The organism is Actinoallomurus rhizosphaericola, from assembly GCF_024055675.1.
Lineage (GTDB): Bacteria > Actinomycetota > Actinomycetes > Streptosporangiales > Streptosporangiaceae > Actinoallomurus > Actinoallomurus soli.
In genome coordinates, this window is the sequence record NZ_JAMXMW010000014.1 from 42,698 (window position 1) to 63,973 (window position 21,276).

The following is a 21,276-nucleotide window of genomic DNA, read 5'->3' on the forward strand; positions in this document are numbered from 1 at the left end:
TGCCTCCGCTCAGGCGGGTGACGGTGAACACCTATTTGAATATCACGCACCCTGCGATATGACCAATCGTGGAATGTATTTGACTTTGTCGGGAATCGCTGCTCTCGAATATCTCTGCTCATGTGCGGTTGACGATTCCGGAACCATGCTCTCTCTGGGGAATACTCGGCTGCCGCATGCGGGTGAAGACCGTTGCCTTGATGACTGATGCACCGTTTTGCGGCCGCTGAAAGCGCTCAAGGATCACCTCGTGCCACCTCACCGGTGGCATGGGATGGCCGGAACCCGGGATCAGCCGTATGCACTCGGGGAACGGTTGGGGCATGCGGTTGAGCGGGGCACGGGTGCTGATCACGGGGGCGTCCTCGGGGATCGGGGCGGCGACCGCGCGGGAGATGGCGCGGGCCGGGGCCCGGCTCGTCCTGGCGGGGCGGGACCGGCAGCGGCTCGACGCCGTCGCGGCCGAGACCGGCGGGCGGGTGGTGGCGGGCGACCTGGCCTGGGACGTCGCCCGGCTTGCGTCCCGTGCCGGGCCGGTCGACGTCCTGGTGAGCAACGCCGGGGCGGGGTGGGCCGGGCCGCTGACGCGCATGCCGGGCAAGGCCGTCGACCGGCTGGCCGCGGTCAACCTCACCGCGCCGATCCAGCTGACCCGGCTCCTGCTGCCCGGCATGGTCGAGCGGGGCGGCGGTCACGTGGTGTTCGTGTCCTCCATCGCCGGCGCCGTGGGCGTACGGGAGGAGGCGGTGTACTCCGCGACCAAGGCCGGGTTGATCGTCTTCGCGGAGGGGCTCCGCCACGAGGTGCGCGACGTGGGCGTGTCGGTCGTGCTGCCCGGCGTCGTCGACACGCCGTTCTTCGACCGGCGCGGCCGGCCGTACGCCCGCCGGTGGCCCCGTCCGGTCTCGCCCGAACGGGTCGCGCGGGCCGTCGTCTCGGCGATCGAACGGGACCGCGCGGAGTGCTACGTGCCGTGCTGGCTCCGCCTGCCCTCCCGCCTGCGGGGCGCGGCGCCGGGGGTGTTCCGATCGCTCAGCGGCCGGTTCGGCTGAGGGACGGAGGGTTCCGCCCGGCGCGCGGACCTGATAGGCCAGAGGGATGCAGAGACCCGCCACCGTCGTCCGCCGCCTGACCGTCGCCCTCGCCGCGCTGCTGGCCGTGACCGCCGCGGCCCCGGCGGCGCAGGCGCGTACGGAGCCGAAGGCCCCCAAGGGGTTCGTCGCGCTGAGCGACGTCGACTCGACGATCATCCAGGAGATGCGCTACCCGACGAAGCACAACTTCGTGGGCCGGCCCATCGACGGGTACCGCCAGCCGATCTGCATCCTGACCAGGACGGCCGCCCAGGCCCTGCACACGGTGCAGCAGAGGCTGCTGCGGCGGGGCTACTCGCTGAAGGTGTACGACTGCTACCGGCCGCAGCGCGCGGTGAACGACTTCGTCAAGTGGGCCGAGGACCCGAAGGCCACGCAGATGAAGGCCGAGTTCTACCCGCGCGTCGACAAGTCGCGGCTGTTCGCGGACGGGTACATCGCGGAGAAGTCCGGGCACAGCCGGGGCAGCACGATGGATCTCACCGTCGTCAAGCTGCCCGCCCGGCCGACGCCGCCGTACCGCCCCGGGCAGCGGCTCGTGCCCTGCTACGCGCCGAAGGCCGAGCGGTTCCCGGACGACTCGATCGACATGGGCACCGGGTTCGACTGCTTCGACACGCTCGCGCACACCCTCGACCCGCGCGTCAAGGGCACGCAGCACGCCAACCGGCTGCTGCTGAAGCACGCCATGGAGGCCGCGGGCTTCGTCAACCTGGCCGAGGAGTGGTGGCACTACACCTACCAGCCCGAGCCGTTCCCGAACACCTACTTCGACTTCCCGGTCTCGCGCGCCTCGCTGCACGGGCGGCGCTGAGCCGCGCGGTTCAGACGGCGCAGCGGAGCGGGCCGCCGTTGTAGGCGATGGCGTCGGTGAAGGCGGCGATCAGGTCGAGTTCGGCGCCTTCGGCGTCCGCGTACGCGCGGTGCAGGTTGAGGACGACCCGCTCGCGGTCCGGCCACTCGGCGAACGGCCCGAGGTCGCACGTCCGGGCGGCCTCCAGGGGGGTGAGCCCCTCCTCCCGGCCGCGCCGCGCGGTGTCGAGGATGAGGCGGTAGTACGCCTCGTGCGCCGCGAGGACGGGCGCGAGCTCGCCGGTGATGATCGCTCCATGGCCGGGCACGACCGTACGGGCGCCGAAGCCGGCCAGCCAGTCCAGCGAGCGCAGCGCCCCTTCGACGGACCCCATCAGGACGAGTGGCGTCACCTCGTGGAAGACCAGGTCGCCGGTGAACAGCACCTGCTCCTCCGGCAGCCACGCGACCACGTCCCCGGCCGTGTGGGCGCGGTGTCCGGGATGCCGGAGCTCGATCCGCCGCTCGCCCGTGAACAGGGTCAGCTCGTCGTCGAGGACGACCGCCGGCGGCCGGATGTCCGAGACGCCCCAGTCGGGGGACGGCGACCAGATCGGCGGGGTGGACCGCAGGATGAAGTCCGCCAGGAGCTCCTCGCGGGTCGCCCGGTGGCCGACCACCACGGCGGAGCCGGGGAGCAGCGCGTTGCCGTACGCGTGGTCCCCGTGGAAGTGCGTGTTCACCGCCATCCGCACGGGGGCCCCGCCGGTCGCCGCGTCGACCGCCGCGAGGAATCGCCGGGTGCGCTCGGCCGTCGCGCACGTGTCGATGAGGATCACGCCGTCGGCCCCGTGCACGGCTCCGGCGTTGTTGATCCACCACGAGCCGTCCGGCTGGTGCCAGGCGTGCACGCCCGGCGCCACCTCGGTGAGCCGCGGTCCGCCGCCGTCGGCCATCGTCGTCTCCTCGCTCAGCATCCGGCGATCTTATCGATCGGTGTCAGGCGATCCGGCGGTCGCGGCCCGCGACGAGGCCGGCCGTGAGCTGCAGCACCATGAGGACGGCCATGAGCACCAGCGGCGTCCGCCAGCCGCCGCTGTGCTGGTAGAGCACCCCGACGAGGATGGGCACGGGGATCGAGATGAGGTAGCCGGTGCTCTGCGCGAAGGCCGACAGCCGGGTCACCGTGGCGCCGTCCCGACCGCGCATTCCGATCATGGCCAGGGCCAGCGGGAAGGCGGTGTTGGACAGTCCGAGCAGCACCGCCCACAGCCAGGGCGCGCCGGCCGGCGCGGCCCAGAGCCCGGCGAACCCGGCCAGCCCGCACAGGGCAAGGCCCGCCGCCAGGCCGCTCTGACTCCGCAGGCGGCCCGCGAGGGCGGACAGCGGGTAGGACAGGGGCACGCTGAGCAGGGAGGTCACCGCGAAGAGCAGGCCCGCGGCCTCCGCCGACAGCCCGGCGTCGCGGAACATCTGCGGCAGCCAGCCGATGATGACGTACGCGCCGCCGGCCTGCAGGCCGAAGAAGACCGCCAGCGCCCAGGCCGTGGGGCTCCGGGTGATGCGCACGTCGGGCACGTCACCCGGTGCGCCCGCCGCCCCGCCCGGCGCGGCGGCGAGCGGTGCGCCACGACGGCGGCCGAGGACGAGCCAGGCGGGAACGGCGAGGGCGGCGAGGACCGTCCAGGAGCCCAGACCGGCCTCCCACCGCCCGCCGAATGCCCGGGCCAGCGGAACGGTGCCCGCCGCGGCCGCGCAGGCGCCGACGTTGAGCGCCATGGAGTACACGCCGGTCATCGCGCCGACCCGGTCCGGGAAGCGCTGCTTGACCACGACCGGCAGGAGCACGTTCGTCACCGCGATGCCGGCCAGCGCGACGGCGCTCAGCGCGATGAAGACGACCGTGCCCGACGAGAAGGGCCGCGCGAGCAGGCCGAGCGTGAGCGCCACGGCCCCGAGCCCGATCACCCCGTCCGCGCCGTACCGCCGGGCCAGCCGCGGGGCGGCGAAGCCGACGAGCGCGAAGCACACCTCCGGCAGCGAGGTGAGCAGCCCGGCGACGGTGCCGCTCATCCCCAGCGCGGAGCGCACCTCTTCGAGCACGGGGCCCAGGCTCGTGACGGCGGGGCGCAGGTTCAGCGCGGCGAGGACCAGCGCCACGACCGCCAGCCTGCGGCTCGGGAGCGGCGACGTGGTGAGGTCCTGCGACGGTTCGGCGTAATGCGGACGAACCGCCTCATTTTTCGACATGGCGCCAATCGTAGAATCATGGGATGAATCTCGCACCAGTCCCGCGCCGGGGCGCGCTGTCGGACGAGGTGATCGCCCGGCTGCGGCAGCAGATCACCTCCGGCGCCTGGCCGGTCGGTTCGCGCATCCCCACCGAGCCGGAGCTGGTCGAGCAGCTGGGCGTCGCCCGCAACACCGTACGGGAGGCCGTACGGGCGCTGGCGCACAACGGGATGCTGGACATCCGCCAGGGCTCCGGCACCTACGTCGTGGCGACCAGCGAGCTGTCCGGCGTGATGCAGCGCCGCTTCGCCGAGGTCGGCCGGCTCGACGTCATCGAGGTACGGGGCGCCCTGGAGGCCGCGGCGGCGGGACTGGCCGCCGCGCGGCGTACGGACGATGACCTGCGCCGGCTCGACGCCCTCCTGGCCGGGCGGGAGAATGCCTGGGCCTCCGGCGACCGGGACGCCTTCGTCGACGCGGACGCCGCCTTCCACCTGGCGGTCGTCGCCGCGTCACACAACGAGGTGATGGCCGAGCTGTACGCGGACCTCGGCCAGGTGATCCGGGACTCGCTGCGCGAGCACTTCGGCGCCGAACTGTCGCCCGAGGGATACATGGACCACTCCCGGCTGCTCGACGCCATCCGCGCCCGTGACGCCGCCACGGCCACCACCGAGGCCGCCTCCCACACCGCCCACCGCACCGACCCCTGACCCCGCGGCCCGGGGTCACATCGCCCAGCGGCGGAACCCGCCTTCGGAGTCGATGACCTGACCGGTGATCCAGCCGCCATCGCCGGAGACGAGCCACCGCACGAGACGCGCGGCGTCCTCCGGCCGCCCCCAGCGGCCCGCGGGGAGCGCACGCCCCACCCGACGGGTGAGCTCCGGATCGGCCCATCCGGTGTCGACCGGGCCGGGATTCACCGTGTTGACGGTGATCCCCCGGTCGATCAGCGCGTCCGAGAGGCTGAGCGTCATCTGATGGATGGCGCCCTTGCTCACGGCGTACGGCAGTTCCTGGCTCATCGGCCCCAAGTGCTGGCCCGACGTGAACAGCACGATACGGCCACCGCCCCGGTCGTCGTCGTGCGCGGCCGCGAACGCCTGCGCGAGCAGCAGGCTCGCCCTCGCGTTCACGGCCCAGCACAGGTCGAGTTCCTCGGCGGTGACCTCGGTGAGGCTCTGGTACGAACTTCGGGCGTGGTTGGCCACCAGCAGGTCCACCGCCCCGAATGCCTCGACGGCCCGCCCGACGACCCGCGCGGGCGCGTCCGCGTCGGCGAAGTCGGCCTCGACGTGCGCGAGCCGGGGTCCCTCGCCGCCGAGTGCCGCGAGAATCCCGGAGACTCCCGCCGGATCGGCGCCCCACGCCTGCTCGGCGTCGTGGGGCGTCCACGAGTGGATGAGCACGGAGGCGCCCGCCGCGAGCAGTTCCCGAGCCACCGCGAAACCGATTCCCGCCCGCCGGCTCACCCCGGTCACGACGGCCACCCGGCCCGCCAACGATCGCGAGCCGTCCGATACCGAATCCTGCGACGCGTCCATCCGCCGGACGCTAACGGCTGCCGGTTCCAAAGCCGAGCGCTTTTCTTCAGGACCCCGGCGCTGTACTGTCCTGGGCAGCGGAACGACGCGAGGAGGTGAGCCCGATGGCGACGACCGGTCCTTTCCGGGCGCTCCTCGCCGACGCGGCTGTCTGACCCGCACCGGGGAGTGTCCGTCCGTACACACTCCTCAGTGAAGGAAGCATGACAGTCACGCCTTTCCAGATCTCCGTGTCCGACGACGTCCTCGACGACCTGCGCGCACGCCTGGCCCGCACGCGCTTCACCACCGCGTCCGACACCACTCCGTGGGCGGCCGGCGCCGATCCCCGCTACCTGCGCGAGCTCGTCGCGTACTGGGCGGACGCGTTCGACTGGCGCGCGGCCGAACGAGCGCTGAACGCCTACCCGCACCACCGCGCCGAGGTCGCCGGCCGGCGCGTCCACTTCGTGCACGTACGCGGCGTGCGCTCCGAGGGCGGGCCCGAGCCGCTTCCGCTCGTCCTGACGCACGGCTGGCCGAGCAGCTTCGTCGAGATGCTGCCCGTCGCCCGGCGCCTCGCCGACCCGGCCGCGTACGGCGGTGATCCCGCCGACGCCTTCGATGTCGTGATCCCCTCGCTGCCCGGGTTCCTGTTCTCCGAACTGCCGGACGGTCCCTTCACCCGCCGGGGCGTCGCCGAGATCTGGCACGCGCTGATGACCGAGACCCTCGGCTACCGACGGTTCGGGGCGTTCGGCGGGGACATCGGGGGTGGCGTCACCCAATGGCTCGGCGCGCTCTTCCCCGAGAGCCTGGCCGGCGTCCACGTGACGTCCGCGGTGATCACCGAGGACTTCGGTGACCGGCCGCCGACCGCCGAAGAGCAGGCGTTCCTCGACGACCTGCGCGCCTACGACGAGAAGGACGGCGGTTACAGCGAGATCATGTGGACCCGGCCGGACACGATCGCCGCGGCGCTCATGGACTCCCCCGCCGGGCTGGCCGCCTGGATCATCGACAAGTACCGCGACTGGAGCGACTGCGGCGGTGACCTGGAGGCCCGCTGGGACAAGGACACCCTGTGCACGATCGCGACCCTGTACTGGGCGACCGGCACGATCGGGTCGTCCTTCCGGCAGTACTACGACTATCCGCTCAACGCGCCGGTCCCGCGGATCACCGTCCCGGCGGCGGTGACGCTGAGCAACGAACCGGCGCTGCGGGCCCTGCCCCGGAGCCTCGCGGAGCGGGCGTACGCGGACCTGCGCCACTGGCACCGGCCCGAGCGGGGCGGCCACTTCATGGCGCATGAGGAGCCCGAGCAGGTGGTCACCGACCTGCGCGCCTTCTTCCGGCCGCTGCGGACCGGCTGACGGTCGAGGTCGGCGGAGACGCCGTCCCGCCCGGTGCCGTCACGCTCCGCCTTTGCGGCGGCGCGGCGCCGCCGAGCGGGGCGGCGTCGAGCGCATGTGGTCTCGCACCGGCCCCAGCAGGCCGGCGAGGGCCTTGACGTCGTCGCGCGAGAGCGGCTCGAAGAGCAGGCCGCTGACGACCTCGATGTGACCGGGCAGCACCTTCGCGAGCAGCGCGCGGCCGGCATCGGTGATGGTGACCGTGATGCTCCGCTCGTCGTCCGGAGAGGGGGCGCGCACGACCAGGCCCGCCTTCTCGAGTAGACCCGCCTGGTAGGTCAGACCGCTGCGGCTGTAGACGACCCCGTCGGCCAGGTCGGTCATGCGGTGACTGCCCGTCGGTGAGTCTCCGAGACGGGCCAGCAGCTGGAACTGCACATAGCTGAGATCGCCGGCCTCGCGCAGCTGCTGCTCGACCGCGTGCCGAAGCAGGCTGGTCACCTCGATGAGGGCGAAGTAGGCGCCGAGCTGCACGGGGTCGAGCGACGGCGGTGAATCAGGCATGACAGGAGTCTACTGCTTCGAATTCGAAGGGCTGCCGTCATCGGGGGGTGCCTGAGCGCGGATGAGGACCTCGCCGGCGGCGGTGCGGTCGTAGAGGACGGCTCGTCCGGCGCGCCGGCGCCGGACGAGCCGGGCGTCGAGCAGAATCCTCAGATGGCGGCCCACCGAACCCAGTCCCTGGCCGGTCAGGGCGACCAGCTGCGTCGTGGTCTTGGGCGTGTCCAGGAGGACGAGCACCCGCGCCCTCGCGGGCCCCAGCAGCCGCCCCCAGGGCGTCGGAGACCGGAGCCGGCTCGGGCCCGGCGAGCACGCCGGAACAGGGGTAGATCACGGCGTGCCGGTCGCGGTCGTTCCAGGAGACCCAGCCGACGCCCGGCGTGACCGGGACGAACAGCAGGCGCGTTCCGGCCAGGTCCCGGGGCGGGGAGTCGTACCGGTTGATCTGGAGACGCCCCTCTCCCAGCCAGCGCATCCCCGGACGCATCGCCTCGAACGCGGCGGCCCATCCGGCCTGACCGAGTTGCGCGGTCCGCGCGACGATGTCGGCCTCGATGACGCGCCGGCGCCGCGCCCAATCCGGCCGGACCATCTCAGCCCAGATCCACTCCAGCAGGCCGGCGAGGCGTTCGGCCAGGTCCGTCCGGTGCAGCAGCACCGGGACGGGGCCCCGCAGCGCGACCTCGAGATGCCGATGGACCTGGTCGGCGGGCACCTCGCGGATCGCCGTCAGTTCGTCGTGGAAGGGCGGATCCGCCGCACCGGAGGACGGAGGGACCACGAAGTCCGCGATCCAGCCCGGACGCAGCGCGGACCGTACGAGGAGCGCGGTGACCGGATCGCCGGCCAGGCGGGCCCGGTAGGCGGGCAGACGGGCGTCGAGCCACGCCCGCTCACCGGGGTGCGCGGCCGCGTTCTTGTGCAGCACGAGGAGGCACGCGGTGGTCTCGGCCAGTGCCGAGACGACGAACCGGCTCTCCGCCAGTGTGTCCGTGCTGAGTCGCCACCAGCCCATGTTTCGCCTCCCCGCGAAACGTTAACGGCCTCGCCCCGCAGGGCGTGACACTCCCGATCATGCCGACCACCTACCGAGGGCTCTTCCGCACGCCCGAGTTCACCCCCCTGTTCGCGACCGCGTCGGTCCAGATCGCCGCGTCGACGGTGAGCGGCCTGGCCCTGGGCACGCTCGTCTACACGGCGACGGGCTCACCGCTGTTGTCCGCGCTGAGCATGTTCGGCCCGTCGCTGGCGCAGGTGATCGGGGCGACGGTGCTGCTGTCGGCGGCCGACCGGCTGCCGCCCCGCGCCGCGACGGCGGGCCTGGCGCTCGCCTTCGGGTCGGGTACCGCCCTGCTGGCCGTCCCGGGCCTGCCGATGTGGGCCGTCTTCACCGTGATCATGTTCCTGGGGCTCGTGGGCGCGGTGGGGGGCGGGGTGCGGTACGGCCTGCTCAGCGAGATCCTTCCCGGTGAGGGCTACCTGCTCGGCCGTTCCGTGCTGAACATGTCGGTCGGCGCTGCGCAGATCTGCGGGTTCGCCGTCGGCGGCGGGCTGGTGACGGCCCTGTCCCCGCGCGGCACGCTGCTGACCGGCGCGGCCCTCTACCTCGCCACGGCGGCCGTGGCCCGGTTCCGTCTCAGCAGCCGACCGCCACGGACCGCGGGACGGCCGTCGATCGCCGCCACCTGGCGGACGAACGCGAGCCTGTGGTCCTCGCGGCCCCGCCGGTACGTCTACCTCGCCATGTGGGTGCCGAACGGCCTGATCGTGGGCTGTGAGTCACTCTTCATCCCGTACGCGCCACGGCACGCGGGAATGCTGTTCGCCTTCGCGGCCGGGGGGATGCTGCTCGGCGACACACTGACCGGCCGGTTCGTCCCCCCGGGGCTGCGGCGGACGCTCGACGCGCCGCTGCGTCTCCTGCTCGCCGCGCCGTACCTCGTCTTCGCCGCCCACCCGGGCCTCACCATCGCCGTGGCCGCGATCACGCTCGCCTCGATCGGGTACTCCGCCACCCTGCTGCTGCAGGAGCGCCTGATGGCCCTCACGCCGAAGAACGTGCACGGGCAGGCGCTGGGCCTGCACTCCGCCGGCATGCTCACCATGCAGGGCGTCGGCGCGGCCCTCGCCGGGGCGGTCGCCCAGCACGTCTCCCCCGCGACGGCGATGGCCGTGATGGCGGCGGCCTCCGTGACGGTGACCGTCCTGCTCGCCCCCGGGCTGCGCGGCGAGCCCGCGCCCGTACCGGAGCCTTCTCCGCAGTCGGCCGCCTGACTCCGGCATGCCGGCGCCCGACGCGGGCATGGACGACTCCGTCCGGTACGGCGGAGGATGGAGCGATGAGCGGGGACGGCGAGCAGCGCGACGGGGTGGCCCTGACCAATCTGGACCAGCCCCTGTTCGATGGGGCCGACGCGACCAAGCGGGAGCTGGTGGACTACCTCGACGCGGTCGCCGACCGGATCATCCCGAACCTGCGGGAGCGCCCGCTCTCGGTGATCCGTGCCCTGCGCGGGCAGCGTCCCTTCATGCAGAAGAACCTCCCGAAGTACGCCCCGTCGTGGATCCCGGCCGTGCGGATGTGGGCGGAGGCGTCGCACCGGGAGGTGACGTACGCGGTCTGCGACGACCGCCGGACGCTCCTGTGGTTCGCCAACCAGCGCGCCGTCGAGTACCACCCCGCGCTCCTGCGCGGCGACCGGGTCACCCACCTCGTGCTCGACATCGACCCGCCGGACGACGGGGCGTTCGGTCTCGCCGTGCGCGCGGCCCGCCTCGTCCGCGAGGTCCTCACGGACGCCGGCCTCACCGGCGTGGTCAAGACCAGCGGCGCCAAGGGCGTCCACGTGTTCGTCCCGGTCGACGGGCGGGTGACCGCGGAGGAGGCCGCCGCGGCGACCCGGGCGATCGGAGCTCGCGCCGAACGCCTGGATCCGGCGCTCGCCACCACGGCGTTCATCCGGGAGGACCGCGGCGGCAAGGTGTTCATCGACTCGACCCGCGCGGGCGGCGCGACCGTGGTGGCCGTCTACAGCCCGCGCGTACGGCCGGGGGTGCCCGTCTCGTTCCCCGTCGCCTGGGAGGACCTGGACGAGGTCACACCGGCGGACTTCACGATGCGGACCGCGCGTCGCCTGCTCACCGAGGGCGACCCGTGGGCCGCGCGGATGCCCGGTCCGCAGGCGCTGAATCCGGACCTGGTCGCCGAGGGCCGTACGATCCCGGTGGCCCGGGTCCAGGCGATGCACGAGGGGAAGCGGCGGGCCCGCGCCCGGCGTTCCGGCGCCTGACGGCGGGTCGCCGGGTCACACTGGGCCCATGAGCGATGCCGACGAGCCGTACGGTGACCCGTCTCCCGGGGACTCCGGCGTTCCCCGTTCCCTCGACCGCGTCCTCGCGGACGTCGCCGCCGAGCGCGCGGCGCAGGACGCGATGTGGGGCGTGCAGGACCTCCCGGACGGCACCGGGAGCGAGCACACGGCGGCGGCCGACTCCGCCAAGCGCGACTGCCGGGAGGCCTGGGCCGACGCCCGGCTGACCTGGCGGCACATCCTCGCCGAGGAGTTCTGCGAGGCGCTGGCCGAGACCGACCCGCGCGCCCTGCGCACGGAGCTGATCCAGACCGCCGCCGTCGCGGTGAAGTGGGTGCAGGCGATCGACCGCCGCAATGGAGAGCTCACCCACCGGGCCCCGGCCGGCCCCGGGCGGATGGAGAAGCTCGTACGCGACCGAGTGCCGGAGCTCATCCGCGCCGACGGCGGTGACCCCGACGTACGGGCCGCCGGGGACGGGGAGTACCTCATGCTCCTGCGGGCGAAGTTGTACGAGGAGGCCGGGGAGTTCGCGGTGTCGGGTGACGTCGAGGAGCTCGCCGACGTCCTGGAGGTGGTCTACGCCCTCGCCGCCGCGCGCGGTGTCACGGCCGGCGAGCTGGAGCGGCTCCGCGCGGCCAAGGCAGCCCGCAACGGGTCGTTCGAGCGGCGTCACGTGCTCCGCCGCCCCGACCGAGGCTGACGGCGCTCCTCAGGACGTGCTCCGCCGGCCCGGCCGAGGTCGATGGCCCTCCCCCCTCCCGGGAGCCGGCCCGGCCGAGGTCGATGGTGCTTGTCCGGACGACGGCCGCCCGGCGTCGCGCTCGTTCAGTCGTCCCCGTCCCGGTGCCGGTCGTCCTCGGCGAGTTCGTCGACCGCGACGGCGACGGCGAGGACGAGCGGGACGTCGGGGTGACCGACCTCGATCCCGTACGTGTCGCGGATCCGGAACCACTTGCGGGAGGTCTGCGCGACGACGCCCTCGTCGGCCTCGATCCGGTAGTTCTTCTCGATGAGGTCGCCGGTCGCGGTCCACTCCTGCCCGTCGGCGAGCTCGACCACCATCTTGTGGCGGAGCGGGCTGAACAGCTTCTTGTGCACCTTCGCGACGGTCTCGCCGTCGCGTTCGACGAGCATGGTGTCGCGGATGCTGACCATCTTCTTCCGGATGACGGCGAGGACCTCCCCGCCGGGCCCCTTCAGCTCGAACGTCTGGCGCAGCCGCAGCGCCTTGCCGTCGACGAGGAAGGCGCGCTCGCCCGCCTCGTCCTCGATCCAGAAATCGTCGCCGATGCTGAACATCCGCTCGCGCATCACGAACTTCACGGCGCCTCCTCGCTCCGTCCTTCGCCGGGAGGATCCCCGTCTCGCCGACGATCACTCGTCCGAAACGGGTGGCTTTTCCGGTGATGCACCCGGAAGATGGGCGCCGTGCCCCTTGATCATCTGACCGAGGCCGAGAAGCTCGTCTGGCGGAGGTTCCGCACCGGGGACTGGGCGGACCTGCGTACCGGTGATCCCGGCGTGGACGACGTGACCGGAGGCGCGTCGTGGGGGCCGGAGCGCACGGTCGACGCGGAGGTGATCCGGGCACTACTGCTCGGCGCCGCCGGCGCGGAGCCGGGGCGCCATCCGGCGCTGCGGCTGCGCGGCGCGCGGGTGACCGGGCGGCTGGACCTGATGGGCGCGTCGGTGGAGTACGCGCTCGTGTGCGAGGCCTGCTACTTCGAGGAGCCGCTGCGGTTCGTCGAGGCGAGCACGAAGACGGTGCGGATCACCGGCAGCAGGCTCCCGGCCCTCAACGGCGCCCGGCTGCGCCTCGACGGCATCCTCAACCTCCATCTGAGCCGGGTCGAACACGGCGTGCGGCTCGACCGGGCGAAGATCACCGGTGAGGTCACCCTCCGCGGCGCGACTCTGGGCCCGGACAGTGCCGGGGTGGCGCTCGCGGCCGACGGGATGGCCGTCGACGGCAACGTCGAGTGCGACGAGGGCTTCACCACCGACGGCGCCGTACGGCTGCGCGGTGCCCGGCTCACGGGCTCGATGTCCCTGAGCGACGCGCGGCTCGAACGTCCCGGCGGCCGGGCCTTCGACGGCAGCAACCTGACCGTGGCCGGCTGGCTCGCCGTGCGCGGGGCGGCCGTGAGCGGGGAGTTCGGGCTGCAGAACGCGCGGATCGCCGGCTGGATCGATCTGGCGGCCGCCCGGTTGAGCAATCCCGGCGGGGATGCCTTCACCGCGGGCGGCCTGGCCGTCGACGGCGGCGTGTGGGCCCATCGCGGCTTCGCGGCCGAGGGCGCGGTACGGCTCGTCGGCGCTCGCATCGGCGGCAACCTCACGCTCACCGGCGCACACCTGGACAATCCGGGCGGCACCGCCCTGAACGTCGCACGGGCCTCGATGGCCGACCTGGACGCCGACGGGCTCACGGCACGAGGTGTGGTCATCATGGCCGGCGCGGAGATCGCCCGCCGGGTCACCCTCAAGGACGCCCGGCTCGACGACGGCCCGGACGACACCGCCCTGAACGCCGACGGCCTCACCACGGGGACGCTCGTGATGCTCGGCGTGCGGGCCCAGGGCGCGGTGGTGATCCGCACCGCGCGGATCAGCGGCCGGATGACGCTGGCCGACGCACGGCTGAGCGCTCCGGACATCGCCCTCCGGCTGTCCCGTACCGAGATCGGCGCGGACCTGTTCTGCCACCGCATGACGATCGAGGGCCGGGTGAAGCTGACGGGCGCCCGGATCGGCCGGGAGCTGATCCTGGACCGGGTGCGGTTCACTCCTCCCGGCGACGTCGCCCTCGACGCCCGCACGATCACCGTCGGCGAGCTGACGCTGACCGGACCGGTCGAGGGCGCCGTCCAGCTCGACCACGCCCGCGTGGGAGTGCTGCGCGACGATCCGGACCACTGGCCGTCCGCCCTGCAGCTGGACGGGTTCACGTACGACGCGCTGGAGCCGCGCCTGTCCGCCGCCGAACGGCTGACGTGGCTGTCCCGCGACCCCGGCGGCTGCCCGCCGCAGCCGTACGAGCAGCTGGCCGCCTTCTACACCCGGATCGGCCAGCCGGGCCAGGCGCGCCGGGTGCTGTACGCCCGCGAGCTGCACCAGCGCCGCACGATGTCGCGGGTCGGCCGGGTGTGGAGCTTCCTGCAGGACGCGACGGTCGGCTACGGCTACCGGTCCTGGCGGGCCGTGGCCTGGCTGGCGCTGCTGCTCGTCGTGGGGAGCGTCGTCTACGGGGCCTCCCATCCCCAGCCGCTGAAGGCCGGCGAGGCCCCGCACTTCAACCCCGTCGTCTACACGCTCGACCTGCTGCTCCCCATCGTCGACCTGGGCCAGCAGAACGCCTTCAACCCGGCGGGCGCGGAGCAGTGGTTCTCGTACTTCCTGGTCGCCGCGGGCTGGGTCCTCGCCACCACCATCGCCGCCGGCGTCGCCCGCGTCATCACCCGCCGCTGATCCGCCCCTCCTATCGTGGGGTCGTGCTGACGGTCGGACTGGACCTGGCCGCGGAGGCCGGGAACACCGCGCTCGCCCGGCTGGAGTGGGACTCCGGCGGCTGCTCGGTCCGCGCGATCGAGCTCGCGTGCGAGGACGGGATGATCGTCGACGCGCTGCTGACGGCGGACAAGGCCGGGGTCGACTGCCCGCTCGGCTGGCCGGTCCCGTTCGTCGAGTTCGTCACCGCGCACCGGTACGGGAACGTGGACGTGCCGGTCGGGACGCGCGGCCGGGACTGGCGCCGGAACCTGGCGCTCCGGCTGACCGACCGGGTGGTCCGCGAGCGGACCGGGCTGACCCCGCTGAGCGTCTCCGCCGATCGGATCGGCCACGCGGCGATGCGCTGCGCCGCCCTCCTGTCCCGCCTCGCCCGGGAGGGCCGTCCGGTGGACCGGTGCGGCACGGGCGTGGTGGTCGAGGTCTACCCGGCCGCGTCCCTCAGACTGTGGGGCCTGCCGTACCGCGGTTACAAGCGCGCGCACGACCTCGCGGCGCTCGGGCGTCTGGTCGACGCCCTGCTGGCCGCCGCCCCCTGGCTCGGCCTCGGCCCGTACGAGACGCTCTGCCGCCGCTCGCACGACGCGACCGACGCGGTCATCGCGGCCCTCACCGCCCGCGCCGCCCGGTGCGGCCTCGCCACCTTCCCCGGAACCGGCGAGGCGGAGACGGCACGGTCGGAGGGCTGGATAGCCCTCCCCACGGGCTCCCTCGACGACCTCCTGCCCGGCACCTGAGCACAAGCGCACTTGCGTTGGAGTGCGCTCTAGGTGTTTGGGTGCTGTCATGGACTACGTACAGCTTGGGCGGACCGGCCTCAAGGTCAGCCGGCTGGTGCTCGGCACCATGAACTTCGGCCCGCAGACCGACGAACCCGACAGTCACACGATCATGGACGCCGCGCTCGACGCGGGCATCAACTTTTTCGACACGGCCAACGTCTACGGCTGGGGTGAGAACAAGGGCCGTACCGAGGAGATCATCGGCACCTGGTTCGCCAAGGGCGGCGGCCGCCGGGACAAGACGGTCCTGGCGACCAAGGTGTACGGGAACATGGGCGCGGAAGGCGACCCCTGGCCGAACTACGACAAGCTCTCCGCGGTCAACATCCGCCGCGCCGTCGAGGCCTCCCTGCGCCGGCTCGGCACGGACCACATCGACGTCTACCAGTTCCACCACATCGACCGGGCGACGCCGTGGGAGGAGATCTGGCAGGCGATGGACGTCCTGGTCCAGCAGGGCAAGATCCTGTACGTCGGGTCGTCCAACTTCCCGGGCTGGGGCATCGCCCGCGCGAACGAGCAGGCGGCCCGGCGCGGCTCCCTCGGCCTCGTCAGCGAGCAGTGCCTGTACAACCTGATGGAGCGGCGGGCCGAGATGGAGGTCATCCCGGCCGCCGAGGCGTACGGGCTCGGCGTGATCCCCTGGTCGCCGCTGCACGGCGGACTGCTCGGCGGGGCGATCCGCAAGGAGCGCGAGGGCGGCTCCGCGCGCTCGACGTCCGGGCGGTCCGCGGAGGCACTGGCCGACCCGGCGCAGCGGGAGCGGATCCAGGCGTACGAGGACCTGTGCGAGCAGCACGGGTTCGAACCCGGCGACGTGGGCCTGGCCTGGCTGCTGACCCGTCCGGGCGTGACCGGGCCGATCGTGGGACCGCGCACGCGGGAGCAGCTCGACTCGGCGCTGCGGGCACTCACCCTGGAGCTGCCGGAGGAGTTCCTCAAGGCGCTCGACGAGATCTTCCCGGGGCCCGGCCCGGCGCCGGAGGCGTTCGCCTGGTAGACCTGCGACGCAGGGCCATGGGCCTCCCGTTGCGGTGCGTCGCCGGGGTGGGGCACGCGGCCCCGCCCCGGCAGCGGGAGGCTGACTCCGTTCCCGCAGCGGCGTCCTGGATCCGATCGTCGTGCACGGCGGGCCCGTCAGAACTCATACGATGCCGGATCGGCTGGGGACCAGCCGGTCGCCTTACCGCTCGTCAGCATCGGCGACACGTAGAGCGCTCGATATGCGGAGAACGTGTACGCGTCCCGCGCAGTCGAGAGTTCGTAGGCCGGCGCCGTGATCGTCAAGGGCTCGCCGTGATCGGGGACGACCTGCGTGGCGGGCTTACCGTTCACGAGGAGTTCGAACCGGTAGCGATACCGGCAGTAATACCTGGTCGTGGTCGCGGTGAGAACGAAGGTGGCCGGCTCGCCCAACGCCAGGTCGTATTCGTGGTCGAGGAAGTATGAGCCGGTGAACTTCGGCGCCCCCTCATCGCCGCCGCCGGTGACGTTCTGGGCCGTGGGCTCGGGCTTGTCGAGGTTGAACCCGATCTTCGCCGTGTACGCGCCGCCTTCGGTCGGGGCGAAGAACAGCGTTCCGGTGAGCGGGCTCTGGCACTGAGCGAGCACCCTGATGTCGGTGATCCGCACTAAGCCCTTGCGATTTCCCGTCACCGCGAGCGTCGTGGTGGCCACGCCGACGTTCGCCGCGCCCAACGCCCGCAGGCGCTGGTCGCCGGCCTCGCCGAACGCGTCTCCCCTGATGATTCCGTTCTCCTTGTTGACCTGATCCACCTGAGCGGCGTCGACCACCGTGCCGGTGGCCATCGATGCCTCAGCGGGGAGATGCTCCATGCGCAGGCGATTGATCATGACGGCTGGACTGTGGGGGTCGGGTTTCGAGCCCGCCGGCGAACCGCCCCCGTCCGCGAGTCCTACGATCTTCAGAATCGCCGCTCCGAGGACCGCTGCGGCCACCGGGCCGACGATCGCCGTCTTCGTCCAGGCGGACAGGCCCTTGTACCAGGGCTTCCGCTTCTCGGGAGCCGGGGCCCCGTCGGGCTTGCCGGCGGAGCGCCCCTTCCTGGATGTCGTCTTCCTCGCTGCCACCGTTCTTCCCCTCCGGCCGGGCATCGGCATGGATGGCCGCTTCTCCTTCAGTAGACGCGCACCTGATGACACCGGCAGGTACTGCACCGGTCACAGGCGCGTAACGGCTCGTGCGGGCGGGAAGTGACCTTGCCGACGGCGAAGGCTCCGGCACACTGCGGGCGACGTCTCTGGCCGTGGGTTCGGCGGGCCGGTGGGTTGGCCCTGACGCCGCGTCATGCCGGTATTTTTCCGGTTGCACGTGCTCGAAGTGGTTTGTCACCGTAGAGCCGGTGCGTCTCCTGTCGCCGTCCCCTGCCGAGAGAGTTCCGTGTGCTGATCCGACTCTTGCGGGCCCACATGCGCCCCTACCGTTGGCCGCTCGCCCTGGTGGTGGCGCTGCAGTTGGTGCAGACGCTCGCCACGCTCTACCTGCCGACCCTCAACGCCGACATCATCGACCAGGGTGTCGTGAAGGGCGATACCGGTTACATCCTGAGCACCGGCGGCGTGATGCTCGCCGTGTCCCTCGTGCAGATCGTCTGCTCGATCGGCGCCGTCTACTTCGGCGCCCGTACGGCGATGGCCCTCGGCCGTGACATACGCGCCGCCGTCTTCACCCGGGTCCAGTCGTTTTCGGCCCGCGAGGTGGGGAAGTTCGGCACGCCCTCCCTGATCACGCGAACGACGAACGACGTGCAGCAGGTCCAGATGCTGGCCCTGATGACCTTCACGATCATGATCGCGGCTCCGATCATGGGCGTCGGCGGCATCGTGCTGGCGCTGAACCAGAACGTCTCGCTGTCCTCGCTGCTGCTGGTGATCGTCCCCGTGCTCGGTGTGGTGATCTTGCTGATCATCTCGCGGATGCGGTCGCTGTTCCGGCTCATGCAGGTACGCATCGACACGATCAACCGGGTGCTCCGCGAGCAGATCAGCGGCGTTCGCGTCATCCGGGCCTTCGTCCGCGACGTCCCGGAGCAGAGGCGTTTCGAGACGGCCAACACCGAACTGCTCGACGTGTCGCTGGGGACCGGCCGGCTGATGGCGCTGATGTTCCCGTTCGTGATGTTCGTGGTGAACGTCTCCAGCGTCGCCGTCCTGTGGTTCGGCGGCCACCTGATCGACAGCGGGTCGATGCAGGTCGGCGCGCTGACCGCGTACCTCAGCTATCTGATGCAGATCCTCATGGCGGTCATGATGGCGACCTTCATGTTCATGATGGTGCCGCGCGCGGAGGTGTGCGCCGAGCGCATCCAGGAGGTCCTGGAGACCGAGTCCAGCGTGGTCCCGCCGGCGGAGCCGGTACGGACCCTGCGCACGCACGGTCACCTGGAGTTGCGGGACGCCGAGTTCCGCTACCCGGGCGCCGAGGAGCCCGTCCTGTCCGGCGTCGACCTGGTCGCCCGGCCCGGTGAGGTCACGGCGATCATCGGCTCCACCGGCAGCGGCAAGACGACGCTCCTCAACCTCATCCCCCGGCTCATGGACGTGACCGCCGGCGCGGTGCTCGTCGACGGCGTCGACGTACGCGAACTCGACCCCGTGACGCTCTCGGACGCGGTCGCGTTCGTTCCCCAGCGGCCGTACCTCTTCTCCGGGACGGTCGCCTCCAACCTGCGGTACGGCAAGCCGGACGCCACGGACGAGGACCTCTGGCACGCCCTGGAGATCGCCCAGGCCAGGGACTTCGTCGAGAAGATGGACGGCCGCCTGGACGCCAAGGTCGACCAGGGCGGCACGAACGTCTCCGGCGGCCAGCGCCAGCGCCTCGCCATCGCCCGCGCGCTCGTCCGCCGGCCCGAGATCTACCTGTTCGACGACTCGTTCTCCGCCCTGGACTACGCGACGGACGCGGCCCTGCGCGCGGCACTGGCCGCCGAGACCGCCGAGGCGACCGTCGTGATCGTCGCGCAGCGGGTCTCCACCATCCGGCACGCCGACCGCATCATCGTCCTCGACGAGGGCCGCGTCGTCGGCGCCGGCACCCACCACGAGCTGATGGACACCAACGAAACGTACCGGGAGATCGTGCTCTCCCAGCTCACCGAGCAGGAGGCGGCGTGACGTCCCCGAACGGCGAACGCGCGGTACCCCGCCGCGGGCCGGGACCGTCCGGCCCGGCCCACGGGCCGGCCAGGTTCATGGCCGGGCAGTCGACCGAGAAGTCGCTGAACTTCCGCGGGTCGAGCCGCCGGCTGCTGCGGATGCTGCGGCCGGAGCGGCCGCTCATCGTCGCGACCCTGCTGCTCGCCGCCGCGAGCGTCACGACGAGCGTCGTCGGCCCGCGGATCCTCGGCCACGCCACCGACCTGGTCTTCGCCGGGGTCACCGGCCGCAGGTTCCCCGCCGGCAGGACCAAGGCGGAGGTGGTCGCCCAGCTGCGGCACACCGGTCACGGCACCCTCGCGGACATGCTGAACTCGATCGACTTCGTGCCCGGCCACGGCATCGACTTCGGCAAGGTCGGCATGGTGCTGCTGATCGCCCTGGCGCTGTTCGCGATCGCCGCGGTCTTCGGCGTGGTGCAGGGGCGTCTCACGACGACGATCGTGCAGCGGTCGATGTTCCGGCTGCGCGAGCAGGCGGAGCTGAAGCTGGCCCGGCTGCCGCTGAGCTACTTCGACCGTCAGCCGCACGGCGAGGTGCTCAGCCGGGTCACCAACGACATCGACAACCTCGCCCAGACGCTGCAGCAGACCCTCAGCCAGATGCTGACCTCGCTGCTCACCATCGTCGGCGTGCTGACCATGATGATCACGATCTCGCCGTTGCTGGCGCTGATCGCCCTGGTCACCGTCCCGATCTCGGTGCTGGTCGCGGGAAGGATCGGCAAGAGGGCGCAGCCGCAGTTCATCAAGCAGTGGTCCACGACGGGACGGCTGAACGGCCACATCGAGGAGATGTACACCGGGCACTCCCTCGTCAAGGTCTTCGGCCGGCAGGAGGAGTCCCTGGAGACGTTCCGGGAGCACAACGACACGTTGTACGCGTCGAGCTTCCGGGCCCAGTTCATCTCCGGCATGATCCAGCCCGCGATGATGTTCATCGGCAACCTGAACTACGTGCTCGTCGCGGTCGTCGGCGGCCTGCGGGTGGCGTCGGGCGCGCTGTCCCTGGGCGACGTGCAGGCGTTCGTGCAGTACTCCCGGCAGTTCACCCAGCCGATCACGCAGGTGGCCAGCATGGCGAACCTGCTGCAGTCGGGCGTCGCCTCCGCCGAGCGCGTCTTCGCGCTGCTGGACGCGGACGAGCAGGAGCCGGACCCGCAGACGCCCGTACGGCCCGAGGAGGTACGCGGGCGGGTGGTCTTCGAGAACGTGTCCTTCCGCTACAACCCGGACACGCCGCTGATCGAGGACCTGTCCCTGTCCGTCGAGCCCGGCCAGACCGTAGCCATCGTCGGCCCCACGGGCGCGGGCAAGACCACTCTGGTCAACCTGCTGATGCGGTTCTACGAGGTCACGGGCGGACGGATCATGCTCGACGGCGTGGACGTCGCCGAGATGACCCGCGAGGACCTGCGGGCCAGGACCGGCATGGTGCTGCAGGACGCCTGGCTGTTCGGCGGCACGATCGCCGAGAACATCGCGTACGGGGCGGCCGGCGCCACCCAGGAGCAGATCCTGGAGGCGGCACGGGCGACCTACGTCGACCGGTTCGTGCGCACGCTGCCCGACGGGTACGACACGGTGATCGACGACGAGGGCGGCAACGTCAGCGCCGGCGAGAAGCAGCTGATCACGATCGCCCGCGCGTTCCTCGCCCGGCCCACGATCCTCATCCTGGACGAGGCGACCAGCTCGGTCGACACCCGGACCGAGGTCCTGATCCAGCGCGCGATGAACTCCCTGCGCAAGGGACGGACCAGCTTCGTCATCGCCCACCGCCTGTCCACCATCCGCGACGCGGACCTCATCCTCGTCATGGAGTCCGGCAGCATCGTCGAGCAGGGCACCCACGACGAGCTCCTGAAGGCCGAAGGCGCCTACGCCCGCCTCTACCAGGCCCAGTTCGCCCAGGCCGTCGCCGAGGTCGACTGA

19 protein-coding genes are annotated in these 21,276 nt (G+C 72.1%); 12 read left to right on the forward strand and 7 right to left on the reverse strand.

What is annotated here, in order from left to right:
- Positions 1–323 precede the first annotated feature (323 nt).
- A complete protein-coding gene (locus tag NE234_RS28050; RefSeq protein ID WP_252783669.1) occupies positions 324–1,052 on the forward strand; it encodes an SDR family NAD(P)-dependent oxidoreductase in 729 nt (242 codons plus the stop codon).
- 46 nt (positions 1,053–1,098) lie between these two features.
- Positions 1,099–1,908, forward strand: coding sequence for a M15 family metallopeptidase (locus NE234_RS28055; protein WP_252783670.1), 810 nt, complete (start codon positions 1,099–1,101; stop codon positions 1,906–1,908).
- A gap of 10 nt (positions 1,909–1,918) precedes the next feature.
- On the opposite strand, the gene NE234_RS28060 is transcribed toward NE234_RS28055, so the two are convergent.
- Positions 1,919–2,863 (reverse strand): MBL fold metallo-hydrolase, encoded by a 945-nt coding sequence (locus NE234_RS28060; protein WP_252783671.1) that lies wholly within the window; start codon positions 2,861–2,863, stop codon positions 1,919–1,921.
- Positions 2,864–2,885: 22 nt separating this feature from the next.
- A complete protein-coding gene (locus NE234_RS28065; RefSeq protein WP_252783672.1) occupies positions 2,886–4,136 on the reverse strand; it encodes a CynX/NimT family MFS transporter in 1,251 nt (416 codons plus the stop codon).
- Positions 4,137–4,159: 23 nt separating this feature from the next.
- On the opposite strand from NE234_RS28065, the gene NE234_RS28070 reads away from it, so the two are divergent.
- A complete protein-coding gene (locus NE234_RS28070; protein ID WP_252783673.1) occupies positions 4,160–4,831 on the forward strand; it encodes a FadR/GntR family transcriptional regulator in 672 nt (223 codons plus the stop codon).
- A gap of 15 nt (positions 4,832–4,846) precedes the next feature.
- Here the strand turns inward: NE234_RS28070 and NE234_RS28075 are convergent, their stop codons facing one another.
- Entirely contained in the window at positions 4,847–5,665 is an 819-nt protein-coding gene (locus NE234_RS28075; RefSeq protein WP_252783674.1) for an SDR family oxidoreductase, read from the reverse strand.
- A gap of 203 nt (positions 5,666–5,868) precedes the next feature.
- Here NE234_RS28075 and NE234_RS28080 point away from each other — a divergent pair, with 203 nt between their 5' ends.
- Positions 5,869–7,020: an epoxide hydrolase family protein gene (locus NE234_RS28080; RefSeq protein ID WP_252783675.1), complete on the forward strand. Its 1,152-nt coding sequence runs from the start codon at positions 5,869–5,871 to the stop codon at positions 7,018–7,020.
- 39 nt (positions 7,021–7,059) lie between these two features.
- On the opposite strand, the gene NE234_RS28085 is transcribed toward NE234_RS28080, so the two are convergent.
- Positions 7,060–7,563 carry a MarR family winged helix-turn-helix transcriptional regulator gene (locus NE234_RS28085; RefSeq protein ID WP_252783676.1) on the reverse strand — a complete coding sequence of 168 codons (504 nt, stop codon included), beginning with the start codon at positions 7,561–7,563 and terminating at the stop codon, positions 7,060–7,062.
- A 9-nt stretch (positions 7,564–7,572) separates the two neighbouring features.
- On the reverse strand, positions 7,573–7,800 hold the full coding sequence (locus tag NE234_RS46085; protein ID WP_406567084.1) for an ArsR family transcriptional regulator: 228 nt from the start codon (positions 7,798–7,800) through the stop codon (positions 7,573–7,575).
- An 834-nt stretch (positions 7,801–8,634) separates the two neighbouring features.
- Here NE234_RS46085 and NE234_RS28095 point away from each other — a divergent pair.
- The 3 genes from NE234_RS28095 (at position 8,635) to NE234_RS28105 (ending at position 11,574) form a co-directional block, all read left to right on the forward strand.
- On the forward strand, positions 8,635–9,834 hold the full coding sequence (locus tag NE234_RS28095; protein ID WP_252783678.1) for an MFS transporter: 1,200 nt from the start codon (positions 8,635–8,637) through the stop codon (positions 9,832–9,834).
- Positions 9,835–9,899: 65 nt separating this feature from the next.
- The gene (locus tag NE234_RS28100; RefSeq protein ID WP_252783679.1) at positions 9,900–10,850 is read left to right on the forward strand and encodes a DNA polymerase domain-containing protein; all 951 of its coding nucleotides are present in this window, start codon (positions 9,900–9,902) and stop codon (positions 10,848–10,850) included.
- Between the two features lie 28 nt (positions 10,851–10,878).
- Positions 10,879–11,574 carry a nucleoside triphosphate pyrophosphohydrolase gene (locus NE234_RS28105; protein ID WP_252783680.1) on the forward strand — a complete coding sequence of 232 codons (696 nt, stop codon included), beginning with the start codon at positions 10,879–10,881 and terminating at the stop codon, positions 11,572–11,574.
- Positions 11,575–11,699: 125 nt separating this feature from the next.
- Here the strand turns inward: NE234_RS28105 and NE234_RS28110 are convergent, their stop codons facing one another.
- The gene (locus NE234_RS28110) at positions 11,700–12,197 is read right to left on the reverse strand and encodes an LURP-one-related/scramblase family protein (RefSeq protein WP_252783681.1); all 498 of its coding nucleotides are present in this window, start codon (positions 12,195–12,197) and stop codon (positions 11,700–11,702) included.
- 105 nt (positions 12,198–12,302) lie between these two features.
- Here NE234_RS28110 and NE234_RS28115 point away from each other — a divergent pair, with 105 nt between their 5' ends.
- Genes NE234_RS28115 through NE234_RS28125 form a run of 3 tightly spaced genes read left to right on the forward strand, consistent with a single transcriptional unit; the run spans position 12,303 to position 16,163 of the window.
- The gene (locus NE234_RS28115) at positions 12,303–14,342 is read left to right on the forward strand and encodes a translocation/assembly module TamB domain-containing protein (RefSeq protein ID WP_252783682.1); all 2,040 of its coding nucleotides are present in this window, start codon (positions 12,303–12,305) and stop codon (positions 14,340–14,342) included.
- 23 nt (positions 14,343–14,365) lie between these two features.
- Positions 14,366–15,118, forward strand: a complete 753-nt coding sequence (locus NE234_RS28120; protein ID WP_252783683.1) for a DUF429 domain-containing protein — start codon at positions 14,366–14,368, stop codon at positions 15,116–15,118.
- Between the two features lie 49 nt (positions 15,119–15,167).
- On the forward strand, positions 15,168–16,163 hold the full coding sequence (locus NE234_RS28125; RefSeq protein WP_252783684.1) for an aldo/keto reductase: 996 nt from the start codon (positions 15,168–15,170) through the stop codon (positions 16,161–16,163).
- A gap of 137 nt (positions 16,164–16,300) precedes the next feature.
- On the opposite strand, the gene NE234_RS28130 is transcribed toward NE234_RS28125, so the two are convergent.
- Positions 16,301–17,254 carry a hypothetical protein gene (locus NE234_RS28130; protein WP_252783685.1) on the reverse strand — a complete coding sequence of 318 codons (954 nt, stop codon included), beginning with the start codon at positions 17,252–17,254 and terminating at the stop codon, positions 16,301–16,303.
- Positions 17,255–17,566: 312 nt separating this feature from the next.
- Here NE234_RS28130 and NE234_RS28135 point away from each other — a divergent pair, with 312 nt between their 5' ends.
- Together NE234_RS28135 and NE234_RS28140 are read left to right on the forward strand one after the other, a co-directional pair.
- Positions 17,567–19,300, forward strand: coding sequence for an ABC transporter ATP-binding protein (locus NE234_RS28135; RefSeq protein WP_252783686.1), 1,734 nt, complete (start codon positions 17,567–17,569; stop codon positions 19,298–19,300).
- A complete protein-coding gene (locus NE234_RS28140; RefSeq protein ID WP_308206939.1) occupies positions 19,297–21,276 on the forward strand; it encodes an ABC transporter ATP-binding protein in 1,980 nt (659 codons plus the stop codon). The genes NE234_RS28135 and NE234_RS28140 overlap by 4 nt, the downstream gene beginning before the upstream one ends.